The 14,814-nt window shown below is 65.7% G+C and carries 17 protein-coding genes; 8 read left to right on the top strand and 9 right to left on the bottom strand.

Annotated elements, in window-relative coordinates; genetic code table 11:
* Nucleotides 1-5 precede the first annotated feature (5 nt).
* Nucleotides 6-458 carry a hypothetical protein gene (locus D9V32_RS00565; protein ID WP_121646955.1) on the top strand — a complete coding sequence of 151 codons (453 nt, stop codon included), beginning with the start codon at nucleotides 6-8 and terminating at the stop codon, nucleotides 456-458.
* 31 nt (nucleotides 459-489) lie between these two features.
* Here D9V32_RS00565 and D9V32_RS00570 read toward each other — a convergent pair whose 3' ends face one another.
* Nucleotides 490-1,215, bottom strand: a complete 726-nt coding sequence (locus D9V32_RS00570) for a GOLPH3/VPS74 family protein (protein WP_121646956.1) — start codon at nucleotides 1,213-1,215, stop codon at nucleotides 490-492.
* The gene (locus tag D9V32_RS00575; protein WP_121646957.1) at nucleotides 1,208-2,008 is read right to left on the bottom strand and encodes a MerR family transcriptional regulator; all 801 of its coding nucleotides are present in this window, start codon (nucleotides 2,006-2,008) and stop codon (nucleotides 1,208-1,210) included. The genes D9V32_RS00570 and D9V32_RS00575 overlap by 8 nt, the downstream gene beginning before the upstream one ends.
* Before the next feature lie 241 nt (nucleotides 2,009-2,249).
* Here D9V32_RS00575 and D9V32_RS00580 point away from each other — a divergent pair, with 241 nt between their 5' ends.
* Nucleotides 2,250-2,900: a small multidrug efflux protein gene (locus tag D9V32_RS00580; RefSeq protein WP_121646958.1), complete on the top strand. Its 651-nt coding sequence runs from the start codon at nucleotides 2,250-2,252 to the stop codon at nucleotides 2,898-2,900.
* Nucleotides 2,901-2,922: 22 nt separating this feature from the next.
* Here the strand turns inward: D9V32_RS00580 and D9V32_RS00585 are convergent, their stop codons facing one another.
* The 3 genes from D9V32_RS00585 to hrpB form a co-directional block, all read right to left on the bottom strand.
* Nucleotides 2,923-3,717, bottom strand: a complete 795-nt coding sequence (locus D9V32_RS00585; protein WP_121646959.1) for a hypothetical protein — start codon at nucleotides 3,715-3,717, stop codon at nucleotides 2,923-2,925.
* A 127-nt stretch (nucleotides 3,718-3,844) separates the two neighbouring features.
* Entirely contained in the window at nucleotides 3,845-4,072 is a 228-nt protein-coding gene (locus D9V32_RS00590; RefSeq protein WP_147440358.1) for a hypothetical protein, read from the bottom strand.
* A complete protein-coding gene (hrpB, locus tag D9V32_RS00595; RefSeq protein ID WP_121646961.1) occupies nucleotides 4,065-6,797 on the bottom strand; it encodes an ATP-dependent helicase HrpB in 2,733 nt (910 codons plus the stop codon). The genes D9V32_RS00590 and hrpB overlap by 8 nt, the downstream gene beginning before the upstream one ends.
* A 393-nt stretch (nucleotides 6,798-7,190) precedes the next feature.
* On the opposite strand from hrpB, the gene D9V32_RS00605 reads away from it, so the two are divergent.
* Nucleotides 7,191-7,670, top strand: a complete 480-nt coding sequence (locus D9V32_RS00605; RefSeq protein ID WP_121646963.1) for an isochorismatase family protein — start codon at nucleotides 7,191-7,193, stop codon at nucleotides 7,668-7,670.
* Between the two features lie 36 nt (nucleotides 7,671-7,706).
* On the opposite strand, the gene D9V32_RS00610 is transcribed toward D9V32_RS00605, so the two are convergent.
* Together D9V32_RS00610 and D9V32_RS15985 are read right to left on the bottom strand one after the other, a co-directional pair.
* Complete coding sequence (locus D9V32_RS00610; RefSeq protein ID WP_121646964.1) at nucleotides 7,707-7,976, bottom strand: GNAT family N-acetyltransferase; 270 nt, start codon at nucleotides 7,974-7,976, stop codon at nucleotides 7,707-7,709.
* A 50-nt stretch (nucleotides 7,977-8,026) separates the two neighbouring features.
* The gene (locus D9V32_RS15985) at nucleotides 8,027-8,761 is read right to left on the bottom strand and encodes a hypothetical protein (protein ID WP_147440359.1); all 735 of its coding nucleotides are present in this window, start codon (nucleotides 8,759-8,761) and stop codon (nucleotides 8,027-8,029) included.
* A gap of 638 nt (nucleotides 8,762-9,399) precedes the next feature.
* Here D9V32_RS15985 and D9V32_RS16140 point away from each other — a divergent pair.
* Nucleotides 9,400-9,555 (top strand): hypothetical protein, encoded by a 156-nt coding sequence (locus D9V32_RS16140; RefSeq protein ID WP_183086106.1) that lies wholly within the window; start codon nucleotides 9,400-9,402, stop codon nucleotides 9,553-9,555.
* A 101-nt stretch (nucleotides 9,556-9,656) separates the two neighbouring features.
* Entirely contained in the window at nucleotides 9,657-10,133 is a 477-nt protein-coding gene (locus D9V32_RS00615) for a hypothetical protein (RefSeq protein ID WP_245981871.1), read from the top strand.
* A gap of 121 nt (nucleotides 10,134-10,254) precedes the next feature.
* Here the strand turns inward: D9V32_RS00615 and trpS are convergent, their stop codons facing one another.
* Together trpS and D9V32_RS00625 are read right to left on the bottom strand one after the other, a co-directional pair.
* Entirely contained in the window at nucleotides 10,255-11,298 is a 1,044-nt protein-coding gene (gene trpS / locus D9V32_RS00620) for a tryptophan--tRNA ligase (RefSeq protein ID WP_121646965.1), read from the bottom strand.
* Between the two features lie 228 nt (nucleotides 11,299-11,526).
* Nucleotides 11,527-11,895 carry a hypothetical protein gene (locus tag D9V32_RS00625; protein WP_147440360.1) on the bottom strand — a complete coding sequence of 123 codons (369 nt, stop codon included), beginning with the start codon at nucleotides 11,893-11,895 and terminating at the stop codon, nucleotides 11,527-11,529.
* Nucleotides 11,896-12,171: 276 nt separating this feature from the next.
* Here D9V32_RS00625 and D9V32_RS00630 point away from each other — a divergent pair, with 276 nt between their 5' ends.
* The 3 genes from D9V32_RS00630 to D9V32_RS00640 are packed head-to-tail and all read left to right on the top strand — an operon-like array spanning nucleotide 12,172 to nucleotide 14,778.
* On the top strand, nucleotides 12,172-12,903 hold the full coding sequence (locus D9V32_RS00630) for a DedA family protein (protein ID WP_121646967.1): 732 nt from the start codon (nucleotides 12,172-12,174) through the stop codon (nucleotides 12,901-12,903).
* The gene (locus D9V32_RS00635) at nucleotides 12,881-14,104 is read left to right on the top strand and encodes a sensor histidine kinase (protein WP_121646968.1); all 1,224 of its coding nucleotides are present in this window, start codon (nucleotides 12,881-12,883) and stop codon (nucleotides 14,102-14,104) included. Before D9V32_RS00630 ends, D9V32_RS00635 begins: the two co-directional genes overlap by 23 nt.
* On the top strand, nucleotides 14,101-14,778 hold the full coding sequence (locus D9V32_RS00640; protein WP_121646969.1) for a response regulator: 678 nt from the start codon (nucleotides 14,101-14,103) through the stop codon (nucleotides 14,776-14,778). Before D9V32_RS00635 ends, D9V32_RS00640 begins: the two co-directional genes overlap by 4 nt.
* Nucleotides 14,779-14,814: the final 36 nt, after the last annotated feature.

A 14,814-nucleotide genomic window follows, 5' to 3' on the forward strand; every position in this document is an offset into this window, starting at 1 on the left:
CCCACATGAGCCACGAGCCACACCAGTCATCAACCGCAGCGGCAGAAAATCCGCTACTCGACCCGAGAGGCGGCCGAACGGCCACACAGATCCGCGCCGCCAAGAAGGGTGCCGTCATCCAGGCGCTCGTCGGTGCCGTAGTGGGCGCGATCACCCTGCCGGGCGTGTTCTTCGTCCTGCTCTGGGGCATCCTTGACGAACACTTCTGGATGCTGATCTTCGCGCCGATCATTCCGGTCCTCGTGTTCTGGGGGCTCGACGCCCTCATGAACGAAACACGATGGAGCCTGCTGCGCGGGCTCATCGCCGGGGTCTGCGTCCTCGTCGGCATCGTGCTCACCCTCCTGCCCGGCATCAACGTGATCGGACTGCTCGGCATCGGTGCGGTCGGTGGTTTCGTGGGCGTGCTCCTCTCACGAATCCGCGAGCTGGTGCGCCGCCCCGCCACAACCCGCTAGGTCGCGGCCACGCTCACACTCCCGCTCCCGCTCACACCCTCGGGATCACCACCACCGCCGCGATCACCGCATTCGTAATGACCGCCGCGAGCGTGCGGGTCACGGCCGATCCCGCGGCCGACGCACCCCAGTCGCCGCGCTCCAACTCCTTCCCGCGCGTATACACGGCACCGCTCCACGGGATTTCGCGATAAAACTGAGGGAGCGTGCCACTCGCCGACAGCAGTGCGATGGCGGCGCCGATGCGCGGGGTCGGCGTTTCACCGTCGATGAGGGCCGCCCGCACCTGCGCGATCAGCGTGGCCCGGCGTTCGCTGCCCACGGAGAGCTTCGTCGAGGGGAAGATGCCGAGCGTTTTTGTCTCTTCGCGGTGCAGATCGCCGCGCGCGATGAGACGCTCGAGCACCGGCCCGCGCAGCGTCGGCCCGATCGCCGCCAGGACGGTCTGCACACCTCGCGGCTTCGCCGCCACGTACTCGAGCGCGGGCGCGAGAAGCTCATCCGGAGACGACGCATCGCCCACGGCCCGCACCCTCGCGCTCAGCGGGCCCTCCGCCACCATCTCGACCCGCTCGGCGAGGGCCAGATCGCCCAGCACGCCACCGCCCAGCACATAAAACAGGATGTTCTCCCCGGCAATCGTGCCCGACTCGGGCTGGAAGAGAAGCAGCAGCACGTCCTCCACGAGGAGGGACGCATCAGCGGGAGGCACGGCAGAGGTCGAAACCTCCGTGGTGTGATCGCGACGGTCAGTCATCGGAATCTCCTTCGGTCATCTGCATCGGAAATGATGCTGCGGGTGAATCGGGTGAATCGGGGGAACCGGGTGAATCGGTCGGCACCATCGCGAGGGCGCTCGCGCGCACCAGCACATCCAGCTGTGCCTCGTTGTACACCTCGACAATGGTGTGCAAAAACGTGTCTCTGGTCACGGCCTCACCCATCGGCATGCGCCCGGTGGGATCCGCGAGCCAGTCATAGGTGCCCAAAAGATCGGCCAGTTGCGGTGCGAACGCCTCGGCGAGGCGCTGGCGGGTGGCCTCGTCGGCATCGGCGGGAAGGGCATCAAACTCGGTGCTTGCCGAATCGGGCTCCGACTCAACCATGGTTTTCAAATCGTCCATCGCCGCCTCGTCATAGAGCTGCGAATACACCAGCATGAGCGAGCGCGCGGGCGTTGACAGCCGATCGGCGAGGTGCTCAAACCCGGAGGGAACATCGGTGGCGGTGCCGCCCTCCACGATTGCGCGGATCTCCGCCCGCGCTCGCTGCAGGCGTTCGATACTCGCCGCGAGATCCGCATCAATCGACAGCAGGGCCGCCCGCGGCGACGTGCCGGCAGAGCCCACCGACTCCATCTGGGCCAGCGGAACACCCAGCTCCCGAAGCCTGCGGATCTGCAACAGCCGGACAAGATGTCCGGCGTCGTACTGCTTATAGCCGTTCGAGAGGCGCCGCGGCTGCTCCAACAGCCCCGAGCGATGATAGTGACGGACGGTGTTTACCGTGGTGCCCGCCAGCTCGGCAATCTCGCGTGTGCTCCAGGCCATCACCGCTCCGTCCGCGTGGCACAGACCGGGAACTCCGGACGAGACCACTACCCCCATCTAAAACCATGTTCCCGGAACAGGGTCAAGGATTTTCGGAAAACCCCGCCGAATCCTCGCCTCGTCTTGACCCTGTGGTGGGAACACGGTGTTGACTGCGTCCAGTGAGACACGCGGGCAACCCGGCCGGCGTGCCCCCGAACCGCACCCGCATCGGCATCATCGTCGGCGGAGAAGGAGCATCATGAACAACCCCTACGAATGGCTACAGAGCGTCATCGACCAGGTGCCCGGCATCCTTCAACCGCTGATCGTCGCGGCCGCCGCCCTCATGCCCTACATCGAGGGTGCGGGCGCCGCCGCCCGCGGCGTTCTCGCCGGTATCAACCCCGTGATCGCCGGAATCGCCGCGGCCCTCGGCAACATCCTGTGCGTGATCGGCGTCGTTGCGCTCGGTGCCCGAATCCGAGCGCGAACCATTGCCCGTCGCGCCGCCAAAATCACGAGTGGCCGGGACGCCCACCGGAGCGCGCCCGAGACACACGCGGGACATCCCGCGGAGGGCCGGGCCGCACCCACCACCTCGTCGACGGTCACCACCGTCGAGACCACCGTCGAGACCACCGTCGAGACCACGGCGGACGACGGCAACGCCCACACCGAGCCACAATCAAAAGGTCGCACTCGTCTGCGTCGCTGGATGGTGTCGTTCGGTGTGCCGGGCGCGAGCATCCTCGCCCCGGCCGCCCTGCCCACCATGCTGACCGCCGCATTCTTCGTCGCCTCGGGCGTGCCGAAGGGATGGGTTATTCTCTGGCAGACCATCGCGATCGTCCTCTGGACCGCCGCGTTCACCGTGATTTCGGCAGGAGCGCTCGCGCTACTCGGTTGGTGAGCTGCCGAGCGTATAGTGCGCGTTAGCTCAGCGGCTCAATCTTCACCGGCTTGCCCAGGTCGTAGAAGTGCTGGGTGTGGGTGCCGGTGGTGCCTATGAAGGACACGGTGGCCTGGGTGCCCACCGGGGTCCAGTCGTCGCCGAACCAGAGGATGAACTCGCTCACCGGGATTTCGTTCCAGGTGAAGGGGCCGTCGCTGACGATCTTGAACGGTTCGACGGTGTCACCCGAGGGCGCGGAGACCTGGTCCTTGGCGTCGTCGATGCGCCAGGCGGGCTGGGCCGCGATGAGTGTCGCGGTCTGTTCCAGATCGGAGTAGAAGCGGTATAGTTCGCCGGTGACGGCCACCAGCTGTTCCTCGGGCTTGTCGGAGTTGAGGTCGCCCTTGACCGGGCCGCTGCCGGAATCCACCCACATGTCGCCGTTCACGTAGGTGATGGTGAGGGGGCCGTTTGATCCCTGGAGGTCGGCGTGGAAGCTGTAGGTGGGGTCGTAGGTAAACTCGACCTCCCCGAAGGCATCCGCGGTGAGGTGTATCCTGCCCGAGCCGTAGCTCGACAGCGCCTCGGACACGCACTTCCCGAGCGCCGTGCCCTCCAGCTGGGCACCCAGTGCGAGCGTCAGCGCTGAGCACGAGGCCGGCACCTGACGCTCGGCAGTGGCGGGTGTCGCGCTCGGGGCGTCGGTTTCCTGAGGGGCGGACGCCGCGGGAGACGCGGGCTTTTCGGTTTCCGAGGCCGCCGCGCAGCCGGTAAGTGCGAGCGCTGCGATCATCGTGGTGGTGGCGCTCATCAGGAGTCGCTGGCGGGTCTTCACGGGGACATCTCCTCATTGGGATAACGCGCGTCAGGGGTAGACCCATACGCGCCCACACTATCGATACTCCGCGGGGCGAGGCAATGGTGCCGAACACCCCGGTACCGGCATCATCGTCTGCGGTGACTCACGCCTGGTCGTCTTTCCCGCCCCACGGATCCGTGATCCCCACCGAGCGCGCGATCCGGGGATACAGCGCCGCCGCAAGCGTGGACAGCACCGTGAGGAAGACGATGTGAACCTCCGGGAAGAGAATCCGAACGCTGCTGGTCAGCACTAACATCCCCACCAGATAGCAGATGAGGAACACTCCCGGCCGAATCCGCGGCCGTTCTGGGAACTGCTGATCAGACACTTGAACCCCGCTCCATCGCCCGCTTTGTGCGCGCGGTTGCGACCGCTGTCCACGGGTCCTCGGGCCAGGGATGCTTGGGATAACGGCCGCGCATCTCCTTGCGGACATCCTGATAGGGGCCGTTCCAGAAGGAGGCGAGGTCACCGGTGATGGCGAGGGGTTTCTGCGCGGGGGAGAGCAGGTGGAACAGTACCGGGACGCGGCCGTTGACGAGGCGCGGGGTGTCCGTCAGGCCAAAGAGTTCCTGCAGTTTGACCGCGACCACCGGGCGCACCTCGGCCCCGGTCCCGATGGCTCCGGCAGCGGCGGCAGCTGCGGTGCCGGAATCTGTACCGGTGTTTTCCGTGGCCGGAGCTGCGGCCTCGCTCGGCTCCGGATACCGGATGCGCACGCGCGACCCCGACGGGACCTCCAGGTGTTCGGGAACCAGGGCGTCCAGTTGAGCGGCCTCGGGCCAGGGGAGGAGCCGGCGCAGCGCCTGCGTCACGTCAATGCCGTGCAGGGAGGACTGCGGAGAGAGGCGTTCGAGGTCGTGGCCGAGCCACTCCTGCACGGTGGCGAGCAGGGTGGCATCGTCCATCGCTGGCCACGGTGATCCCAGCTCGCGGTGGAGCAGACCGAGGCGGGCGCGCAGCGATTCGGCACCCTCGCTCCAACGCAGTGCCGACAGCCCGGCCTCGCGCAGGTGGGCGGCAAACGCCGGGGCGGTGTCTTCCGCGATGGCCGCTACCGGGGTGATCGAGAGGGGGATGTCGCCGAGCATCCGGCGCTCCTGCACGCGCACGCGGCCGTCGGTGACGCGGGCTATGCGTTCGGTGTGGCGCAGGGGAGCGCCCACCCGGAGGGCGTCGGCCTCGCTCAGCTGCGCGGCGAGGCGGATCACGGCGCCGGTGCCGTCGGCGATGCGTCCGGCGGCGCGCTGTACCTCGCGGACGGCGATCCACTCGCTGGCCTGCAGCGTGCTGCCCTCGGGCAGAGCCGCGCGAGTGCCGGTCGCGAGAAGGTAGGTGCGGGAGTGCTCCCCGGTGCGGCGGGCGATCCATTCGGGGCGGGCGATCGCGGTGACGATGCCGGGCAGATCACTCGCATGAGCGCCGGCCAGCGGCGAGCCCAGCTCCGTGGTCGCCGCGGTGCTCGCCGCGGTGCCCGCGTCTTCGGCGATCCGCGCCAGCCGCTTCGCCTCCGAACGCCAGCGCTGCGCCCCCGGTGCCCGGCCGGTGCGGAGGTCGCGTAGCAGGGAGGTGAGGTCGGCGCCCGGGTCACGGTGATCGCCCGAGAGGGCGGCCACGATCTCCGAAACCGCCTGAGTATCGCCACCGTTCGTGGTGCCGCTGGTGGCGGTGCCGGACAGGAGTGCGCGGGCCTCGCGGACACCCACCGGAAGGCGGGAGACCCTCGTGCCCAGTTGGGTGAGGCTTCCGGATTCTGTGGTGAGGCCCAGGGTGGAGAGTTCGCGGGTGGCCTGCGCCATGGTCGCGGCCGGCGGAGGGGTGAGGAGGGTGAGGCCGGCGGCACCCGGGGTGCCCCAGGCGGCCAGGAGGAGCGCGGCGTCCAGCAGATCGGCCGACTGAATTTCGGGGGCCGAGGCCGCGGGCATCCGGGCAAACTCGGTCTCGGAGTACGCGCGAACGGCGCGGCCGGGGCCCTGCCGGGCCGCACGTCCCGCGCGCTGTTCGGCGCTCGCGCGAGACGCGCTGACGGTCACGAGGCCCGCCATATCGCGGCCGCGATCGCGGCGCACCTCACGGGTCAGCCCCGAATCGATGACGAGGCGCACGCCGGGAACCGTCAGGGAGCTCTCGGCCAGTGCGGTGCTCACCACGATGCGGGCGGGGTCGCCGGGGTTGCCCCCGGAAACCGCGCGATCCTGCTCCGTGGAGGACAGCCGGCCGTGCAACGGCAGGATCTCGACCACGGGGGTGCCCGCGGGGAGGAGATCGCGGAGGTTTCGCACCACCTCGTCGACCTCGCGCGCTCCCGGCACAAAGACCAGAGCGTCGTGGCCCGCGGCCCGCTGCTCGGCGAGGGCCACCTCGGCGATGTGTCGCAGGAACTCGCGGGTCACGCCACGCTCGTCCAGTCGCGGCTGCGTACCCGGACGGTGTGCGGTCTCGAGCGGATGCAGCGGCGAGGGCACGTTCACCACCCGTGCGTCCAGCAGCTCAGAAATGCCCGCGGCATCGAGGGTTGCCGACATTGCGATGACGGTGAGATCCTGCCGCAGTTGGAGCACCTCGGCGAGGAAGCCGAGGAGCAGGTCGCCGTCCACCGAGCGTTCGTGTACCTCGTCGAGGATGACGGCGCTGACGCCCTCCAGCTCGGGATCGGACAGCAGCCGGCGCAGCAGCACGCCGGGGGTGAGAACCTCCACCCGGGTGCCCGGGCTCACCCGCCGTTCGCCACGCACCGTGAACCCGACCGGCCCGCCCACCGCGCTGCCATCGAGTGTGGCGAGGCGACGGGCAGCCGCACGGACCGCCACGCGGCGGGGCTGGCTCAGCAGGATACGGCCGGGAGCGGTGCCTTCCCCCGGGGCGTTGCCGGAACCGCTGCCCGCGGCCAGCAGGTTGGCGACCAGCGGCGGCACAAACGTGGTCTTACCGGTGCCGGGCGGGGCTGTAATCACCGCGACGCCATCGCCCACCACACCCTCAATCTCTGCGCGGGCGGCGGCTACGGGCAGCCCCGCGCCGATTCGGGCCAGATCAAAGAGGTGTGCGGTCACGTCCCCATACTAGGGAATGATCACCAGGGCGATGACAACCTAGAGCTCAGGGAACGCCGCCTCGATAGCTTTCTTCAGTACCCGCGCTGAATCGCGATCGAATTGAATGGTCTGACTCACCTTAGGGCGTGACACTCGATCGTCGGATCCGAAAGTGGAAACCTGTAGGAGGCGCGCATCCCCAGAACCTATCACACTCCATTCAGCATCTGCCTCAGTCGGATGAATCTTGCTGCTGGACGTTACCTGTTCAAAGTTTCGAATGCGTGCCATGAGCCATATCGTAGTGGCGGGCCTTCTATGCGGCCACTATCTATTCCACAGGGGCTGAACGAATCTTTTCTCCGCTCAGCCGCCGATCACTACCCGGAGAAACGACTAGGCTGGCGACCCATGACGTCGAATTCAGCGCTTCGAACCCCCGCCCTCATCGTGATTGATGTGCAGCGCGGATTTGGTGATGCCGAATTCTGGGGGCCGCGGAACAATCTGGACTGCGAGGACAACATTGCGGCGCTCATTGCCCGATGGCGTGAGCGTCGATGGCCCGTCGTTTTTGTCCAGCACGATTCGGATAGTCCGGAATCGCCGCTGCACCCGGACAACCCCGGCCACGCTTTTGCCGATGCCGTGACGGGTACTCCCGATCTCCTCGTGCGCAAGCGCGTGAACTCCAGTTTTCACGGTGCCCCGGATCTGCACGCATGGCTGGCCGAAGAGGGCCTCTCGGAGGTGGTGATCTGCGGCATCGCGACTAACCTGCACGGCGAGTTCGCGACGGTGCTGAGTACGCGCGAGGTCCTGGAGCGCACGCGGGTGATGTTCGACGGGGGACTCCCGATCAAAAATCCTCCGAAATTGACTACTCTTTGAGCGTTCAAAAACGAGGTCATTCGCCGGGTGCCGGGGCTAGCCGCGCGAATTACCCTCGGGAAACAGACGGCACAAGTATCGGCGACGGTCGGGCCAGCGAGGGTCTGTTTCGCCGTCGGAGATGACAAAACCGAGGCGTCGGTAGAAGTCGACGGCGTCATCATCGGTGTTGGCGCTCACCACCCGGTCGGTGACAGCGTCCGTGATGTCCTGCACGAGTAGCCGTCCGGGCCCGAGCCCCCGTGCACGCTCGTGTACGGCGATGTACATGATCTCTGCCGGGTCGGCGAGGGCATCGCAGGCCACGAATGCAGTCGGTCCTTAGCTGATTCGCGAAGTGTGATGTCGACTCCAAATCAGTTCAGGCGTCGGCGGGAGTACCAGCCCATCCAGCTTTGAGCTAGTGGAAAGATTGAGCCGCCCCAGACTCCAGTAATTGCTGCAACGACGAATAGATTACGGTCCGTTGCTCTCTGTTCACGCAAATCGACGATGAATCCCGAAGCTGAAAGTCTCGCACCGGAGTCTTCCACCCATGTGAGTGGACGCATACTCTGAGGGACTAATGAGGGGTTTTCCAGCAGTTCCGTTTCAGAAAGCTCGTCATACTTGACGATAGTTTTGATTATAGGAACGTATGCGTTTTCCAGTCCCTCAACGTTCACTTTGAACTCATCTCGGATTGTGTCGAAAACCTGAGTGGTACCTACTGTCGGGAGCCGAAAAAGCGTTCTATCGCCTGCCTCTACACGATTTGTTGGTGCGGTAGACACAGCGACTGTTCCGAAGCCCTTACTGTCGTCATGTTCCAATTTAGAGAGTTTGCCATTTACGATGATGAGATCTTCCGCGGACTCGGGATTGAACCACAGGGAGTCGAGATTGCCTACAGTGCTTAGACATTTCGTTGTATCGTCCGTGGAGAGTATCGACGGGGGACAATCAATTGTGGCTTGGGGGTGTCCTGCCAGATCTGAGTTTGGATATTCCGGCATAATCGACCCTGCCATCGCAACGAAGAAATGGTGGTCACGTTGTCCTTCAAGGCCACTGACGTGCAATTCGATGTCGTAGCGATCATTATCTGCCACGTCGCCAGCGCCGCGTATGGAGCTTGCAGCAACCGTAACCTGGGCACTTACGCGAGGTTGGTCAAAGTACACGTAAATAGATCCGGACGGTGGCGTATGCCCAACTGTAGGTTGCGTAGTTTCGAAAACGACGACTAATCCGCCAGCCACGGCTACCATGACAGTTGTCCACAGGAGTGGCCAAAACGCTTCTCGTAGGCTACCCAGACAAGTGCCTAAACCTGTACTCCTCGGGGAAGATTGAAGTGATGATTCACTCGAACTCTTTCGGCGTTTTGAGATAAGTGATGCCAAGGATTTGCGCAGCCTGTCTAATCTCTGGTTGATCACCGTCTGAGTATATTCATGTTTACAAGAAGGGAAACTGGCGGAGATTAACTAGTTTCACACCTGTTATTACGACCAGTACCCGAAATCGAGGTCTTTCCAGCGTCTGGAATTAACCGAACGTTCAGACCGTGAATTGGAAAGAGTAGATCAAGACCGCCTCGGATTTTGGCTTTCAGCTGCGGAAGGAGCGAGAGCGCTGAGGAATCGCTCAGATCAACCTTGCCGCGCTTGCGGGCGTTTCGGTCCGTTAGCACTCGAGCATGGAGCCTAGAAAGACACCCTGATTTGAGCGCATCGAGGAGATGCTTATGACTCGTCCAATTGGCGTGGTGTCTGATGTTTCCGAGGAGAGAACCCAGCAAATTTCCGGTGACAAGTGGGTGCTGATCGATGTCTTCCAGGTTAACCAACTCCCTCTGGTTCCGGCCAATGAGTTCGCATTGCGAGAGCGCCATCATGAGTAGCCGCTAGTGCCGGTTGCTGAGCGCAGGTTCTCTCGTCCGCACCCGAAATGGGGGACCGTGCACCCTCGCCGCCGCGGCGCGCAGCGTGTTAGGTTGGCGCCGTGATCAACTCCTGGGTGGCTCTGCGCACGACGCGCATCGGCGTGCTCGTGATCGCGTGGTTCAACCTCGTTTCGGCGATTGCGGGCGGGATCGGGCTGATCTTCGGTGACGGCATCGGCATGCCCTCAGCGTGGCTCGAGGGCAGCGTCTTTTCGTCGTATCTGTGGCCGGGAATCATCCTGGGGGTGATCGTTGGCGGAAGCCAGGCGCTCGCGCTGCTCGCCAGCTACGGGCACCGGAAGTGGGCACTCGACTTTCAGATCGCCGCCGGCCTGATCATGATGATCTGGATCTTCGTCGAGATCGCGATCATTCTGGTGTGGTCACCGCTCCAGGGCATCTACTTTGCGACCGGCCTCGTCCAAACAGTGCTCGCGGTTCTGCTGCTCGGCGCGGGGCCGCGGCCATTCATGACCGGAATATCACCCGCAGCCACCCGCACACACTCGGGTATTCCCGACGAGAGTACTCGATGAGTGCGCCGTCGGGCACTCACCGACGCGGCGGATCCGTCGGGGCAAACGGGCAGACCGCCGCGGGCTCTGCCAAGGGTAGGGCGGTCCGCAGAACCGCCCTACCCCGGCGGGAAAGCGCTCCCTACCCGTAAACCGTGCCCATGGCCTGACGCACCTGGTCAAAGGTTGCGGCGGCCTCGACGTTTGCCCGCTCGTTGCCGCGGGCAAGGACCTCGGAAATCAGCCCGGGATCTGCCGCAAACTCGGCCCTCCGCTCACGGTGGCCGGCCAGGAACTCATTGACCGCCTCGATGGTGAGCGCCTTGAGCGCGCCGCTGCCCGCATCCCCGAGGCGATCGGCGATGAGACGCGGGTCCTCCTGCAGGCAGAGGCCCGCGGTGGAGAGCAGCGCCGAGATACCCGGTCGTGTCTCCGGATCGAACGTGATTCGGCGCTCGGAATCGGTCACCGTACGCCTAATGGTTGCGGCGGTCTCATCGGCGCTCATTCCCAGCGCAATCGCGTTTCCATAACTCTTAGACATTTTGCGACCGTCAAGCCCCGGCACCTCGGGGGTAGCCGTCAGGAGTGCATCGGGAACGGGAAACACACTGCCATACCGCTCGTTGAACCGGCGAGCGATGACCCGGGTGAGCTCGATATGTGGCAGGTTGTCCTTGCCCACCGGCACCAGGTTGCCCTTGCAGAACAGAATGTCCGCCGCCTGATGCACCGGATAGGTCAGGAGCAATCCGCTGAGCGCCCGGCCGGAGGCGGCCAGCTCGGACTTCACCGTGGGGTTTCGGTGCAGCTCGGCCTCGGTGACCAGGCTGAGGAAGGGGAGGAGGAGCTGATTGAGAGCGGGCACCGATGAGTGGGTGAAAATGGTGGTGCGCTGGGGGTCCATGCCCGCCGCCAAATAGTCGAGTACCGCGCCGCGCACGTACTCGCGTACCCGTGTCATCGAATCGCGATCGGTGATGACCTGGTAGTCGGCAAGAATGAGGAACGACTCGACGCCCAACCCCTGCAGCCGGATGCGCTCAATGACGCTGCCAAAGTAGTGGCCGAGGTGCAGGGCTCCGGTGGGGCGCTCCCCGGTGAGCATGCGAAATCGTTTGGGTGTTTTGGCGATGTCGTGGACGAGCTCCGCGGAGCGACGTTCGGCAACTGAAAATGAATCCATGAATATTCCTGAGATGTGAGCGGGTGGGCTGCACGATCTGCGAGGAGCGCGGACCATCGTCAACGCGGGCTGTCGTACAGCCCGCGGACATGAGTGAACCGGCTGCTAGGGCAGCCACCACCAGGATGCGCGGTTGAGGTTCATGGGGATAGCTTAGCCACGGCGCATCGAAATCCATAGACGTCGGCCCGGAAACCGCGCTATCCCCATCGACATCGACCCCTCGCGCTAGCCGCGACCGGCCGTTTCTGGATCGGCGCCGTACTCGGCGGTACCGTCTCGGTCCGTGCCGTTGGCCGCGCCCTCGGGATCCGTCACATCGGCGGCATCCACCGCGTCATCGGCCAGCTGGTCATCCGATTCCTGCGCGCGGCCCACCTCGTCATCGGCACCGCCGCTGTTCGCGTTTTCGCCGTCCTTCTGACGGTCTTCCTGCGCGCGAACGTGCTCATCATCGTCGAACTCATTGGGATGGGAGTGCTGCTTCGGATCGGGCTCCTGCGCGAAATCCTCGTGCTGGGCGACCTGCTCGGCGGTGTTGTCCGGGTTGTCGAAATCGTCGGCGGACTCACGGGATTGAGTGAAGTTTGTCATCATGTTCCAATCGCTCGGTGTTGCGGTTCTTGCGTTCGGTTGATGGCCCACGCTACGCGCGTTTGTCACCCAATGAAAGGGGTTGCCACCCGCGCGACGGGGGAGGATACTCGCGCGCACGCGCGATTGGGCCTCAACGATCGTGACCTCCGTGCCCGGTCGCCTCACCCCACGGTAGGGGGATCGAACCCCTCCGCGGGGTGATGCCGTGGACGGTATCGCGGTCCTATGCTTCAGGCGCGGGCCACAACCGTGGCGCGGGTGATGAGGGAGTGATGGATGTTTGACGCGCTAAACGATGCGATCATGACGGCGGTGGGATCGCCGTGGATCACGCTGATCATCCCGGTGGTGGTGTTTATCGATGCCTTCTTCCCACCCATTCCCAGCGAGACGGTGGTGGTCGCGGCGGCGGCACTGGGGTTCTCCATGGGCACACCGAACGCCTGGGTCCTCATCCTGCTGGCCGCCCTCGGCGCTATTGCCGGCGATAACCTGACGTACTGGATCGGCCGAAGGGTCGACCTGACCAGGTTCCGCTGGATGCGAGCCGAACGCTCGGTGACGGCTCTGGAGTGGGCGCGTCGCGGCCTCGAAAAGCGCACCGGCGTCCTCATCCTCACCGGGCGGTACATTCCGGTGGGCCGGGTGGCCGTTAACCTCACCGCCGGCGCCACCGGGCTGCCGCGCCGCCGATTCGTTCCGCTCTCCATCCTGGCCGGAGTGACCTGGGCGCTCTACACCGTGGGCATTGGCGTCTGGGCCGGGGCCTGGTTTCGGGAGACGCCACTGTTGGGTGCGGTGATCGCCGTGGTCGTCGCGATCGTCGTGGGGTTCGTAATCGACCGGATCAGCACTGCCCGCGCCGCCGCCCGGGAGCGCGCCATCGGCACCACAGGCACCACCGGCACCGCGCGCACGCCCCACGCCACCGCCCGTCACGATGCCGCCCGAATCCCGCCCGTCCGTGCCACAATGAGGGAAGATCATGCGCGCACCCCGTTCAACTGAGGCCACCGAGCGCCCCGTGATGGGGCGCATCTGGGTGCTGCTCTGCGCCCTCGCGGTGGTTCTCGCCGCGGTGTCGATTCCGGTCAATGCGGCCCTCTACGGGGTGCCCGTGCTCGACGCCATCCTGCTCGGGCTGCTGCAGGCCGGGCTGATTCCGCTCGCGGTACGCAGCCCGAAGATCGCCGCCGCGCTGTCGTTTATTCCGTTTACGCTGCTGCCGATGCTGAGCATCGCCTCGACCGGGGCACCCTGGCCGGTGGCCGTCACCACGATTCTCGCGCAGATCGCCCTCATCGTGACCCTCGCGTTCGCCGCGACCTGGCGTACCGCCACACTCACCTGGCTGATCTCGGTGGCCGCGGTGATCGGGCTGATCGCGGCCGTCCCGCAGCGGTACGATCGCTTCCTCGAATCCCTCGCCTCGGGCATTCCGTTTGCAGCGATTTCGCTGGCGCTGCTCACGATCTCGCTGCTGCTGGCTCAGCGCGCGCGGATCCGGGCCCAGCTGGAACAGGAGCGCCGGGTCACCGCCTCCGAGCAGGTGCGGCGCGAGCTCGTCGAGGAGCGCAACCGCATCGCCCGTGAGCTGCACGATGTGGTGGCGCACGGGCTCTCGGTGATTCAGGTGCAGGCTTCCTCGGCGAAGTATCGTCTGCCGGGACTTGCGCCGGAGGTCGCCGCCGAGTTCGACGGCATCGGTGCCACCTCGCGCAGCGCGCTCGCCGAGATGCGGCAGCTGCTCGGGGTGCTGCGCAACGAGGATTCCGCCGCGGGTCTCGGCCCGCAGCCGGGGCTCGCCGATGTGCCCGAGCTGGTGGACACCATCCGAAAGACCGGCGTGCCAATCGACCTCAGCTGGAACGTGAGCGACTCGGATGGGCTGCCCGCCTCAATCGGCCTCACCGCGTATCGCCTCGTTCAGGAGGCGCTGAGTAATGCGGTGCGTCACGCTCCCGGTGCCGCCGCGAACGTCAGCGTGACCCGCGGCCCGGCCGCGCTCGACCTCCTCATCGAAAACGATGCCTCGGGCGAAGCCACCCGAGGTGCAGACGCCGCATCTCCCGCGCGCGGGCACGGCCTGGTCGGGATGCGCGAGCGCGTGCACCTCGCCGGCGGCCGCCTGGACCTCGGCCCCACCGAATCCGGCGGATTCCGTGTCGCGGCCCACCTTCCCCTCCCCAACCACACGGAGCACGCATGACCGACACCACGATCCTGATTGCCGACGACCAGGCCATGGTGCGCGCCGGGTTTGCCGCGATCCTCGACGCGCAGGACGGCCTGCGCGTCATCGGCCAGGCGGCCGACGGGGCCGAAGCGGTACGGCTCGGCCGGACGCTGCGACCCGACGTGGTACTGATGGACGTGCGCATGCCCATCATGAACGGCATCGACGCCACCCGCGAGCTCACGACCCCCTCGAAGGGTGACCCCTACACCCCGCTCGTGATGGTGCTGACCACCTTCGACATCGACGAGTACGTACACGAGGCCCTGCGCGCCGGCGCGAGCGGATTCCTCCTCAAGGACGCTACCCCGGAAGACCTCGTGCAGGCCGTGCGTATCGTCGCCTCCGGGGATGCCCTGATCGCGCCGCGCGTGATGAAGCGCCTGATCGAGACGTTCACCGCCAGCAGCAGCCCGGCCCCGGCCCGCCGCGCGGCCGAGCTCAACGACCTCACCGAGCGCGAGCGCGAGGTGCTGATTCTGGTGGGCACGGGTCTCTCGAACACCGAGATCGCGACCAAACTGTTCATCTCGGAGCAGACCGTCAAAACCCACGTGAGCAAGATCTTCTCCAAGCTGCACCTGCGCGACCGCGTGCAGGCGGTGGTGCTCGCCTACGACACCGGGCTGGTCGCGCCCACGCGCTGAGTTTCTCAGTAAGACCGTTGCCCTCGCACCCCTACC

This window comes from Mycetocola tolaasinivorans (assembly GCF_003667565.1).
Classification (GTDB): Bacteria; Actinomycetota; Actinomycetes; order Actinomycetales; family Microbacteriaceae; genus Mycetocola; species Mycetocola tolaasinivorans.

Coding starts and splice junctions, on each gene's coding strand:
- D9V32_RS00580 (WP_121646958.1), top strand. CDS start 2,250: ATGAACAACCCCTACGAATGGCTACAGAGCGTCATCGACCAGGTGCCC.
- D9V32_RS00635 (WP_121646968.1), top strand. CDS start 12,881: ATGCGCGCACCCCGTTCAACTGAGGCCACCGAGCGCCCCGTGATGGGG.
- D9V32_RS00625 (WP_147440360.1), bottom strand. CDS start 11,895: ATGATGACAAACTTCACTCAATCCCGTGAGTCCGCCGACGATTTCGAC.
- D9V32_RS00575 (WP_121646957.1), bottom strand. CDS start 2,008: ATGGCCTGGAGCACACGCGAGATTGCCGAGCTGGCGGGCACCACGGTA.
- D9V32_RS16140 (WP_183086106.1), top strand. CDS start 9,400: ATGACTCGTCCAATTGGCGTGGTGTCTGATGTTTCCGAGGAGAGAACC.
- trpS (WP_121646965.1), bottom strand. CDS start 11,298: ATGGATTCATTTTCAGTTGCCGAACGTCGCTCCGCGGAGCTCGTCCAC.
- D9V32_RS00570 (WP_121646956.1), bottom strand. CDS start 1,215: ATGACTGACCGTCGCGATCACACCACGGAGGTTTCGACCTCTGCCGTG.
- D9V32_RS00605 (WP_121646963.1), top strand. CDS start 7,191: ATGACGTCGAATTCAGCGCTTCGAACCCCCGCCCTCATCGTGATTGAT.
- D9V32_RS00640 (WP_121646969.1), top strand. CDS start 14,101: ATGACCGACACCACGATCCTGATTGCCGACGACCAGGCCATGGTGCGC.
- D9V32_RS00565 (WP_121646955.1), top strand. CDS start 6: ATGAGCCACGAGCCACACCAGTCATCAACCGCAGCGGCAGAAAATCCG.
- D9V32_RS00630 (WP_121646967.1), top strand. CDS start 12,172: ATGTTTGACGCGCTAAACGATGCGATCATGACGGCGGTGGGATCGCCG.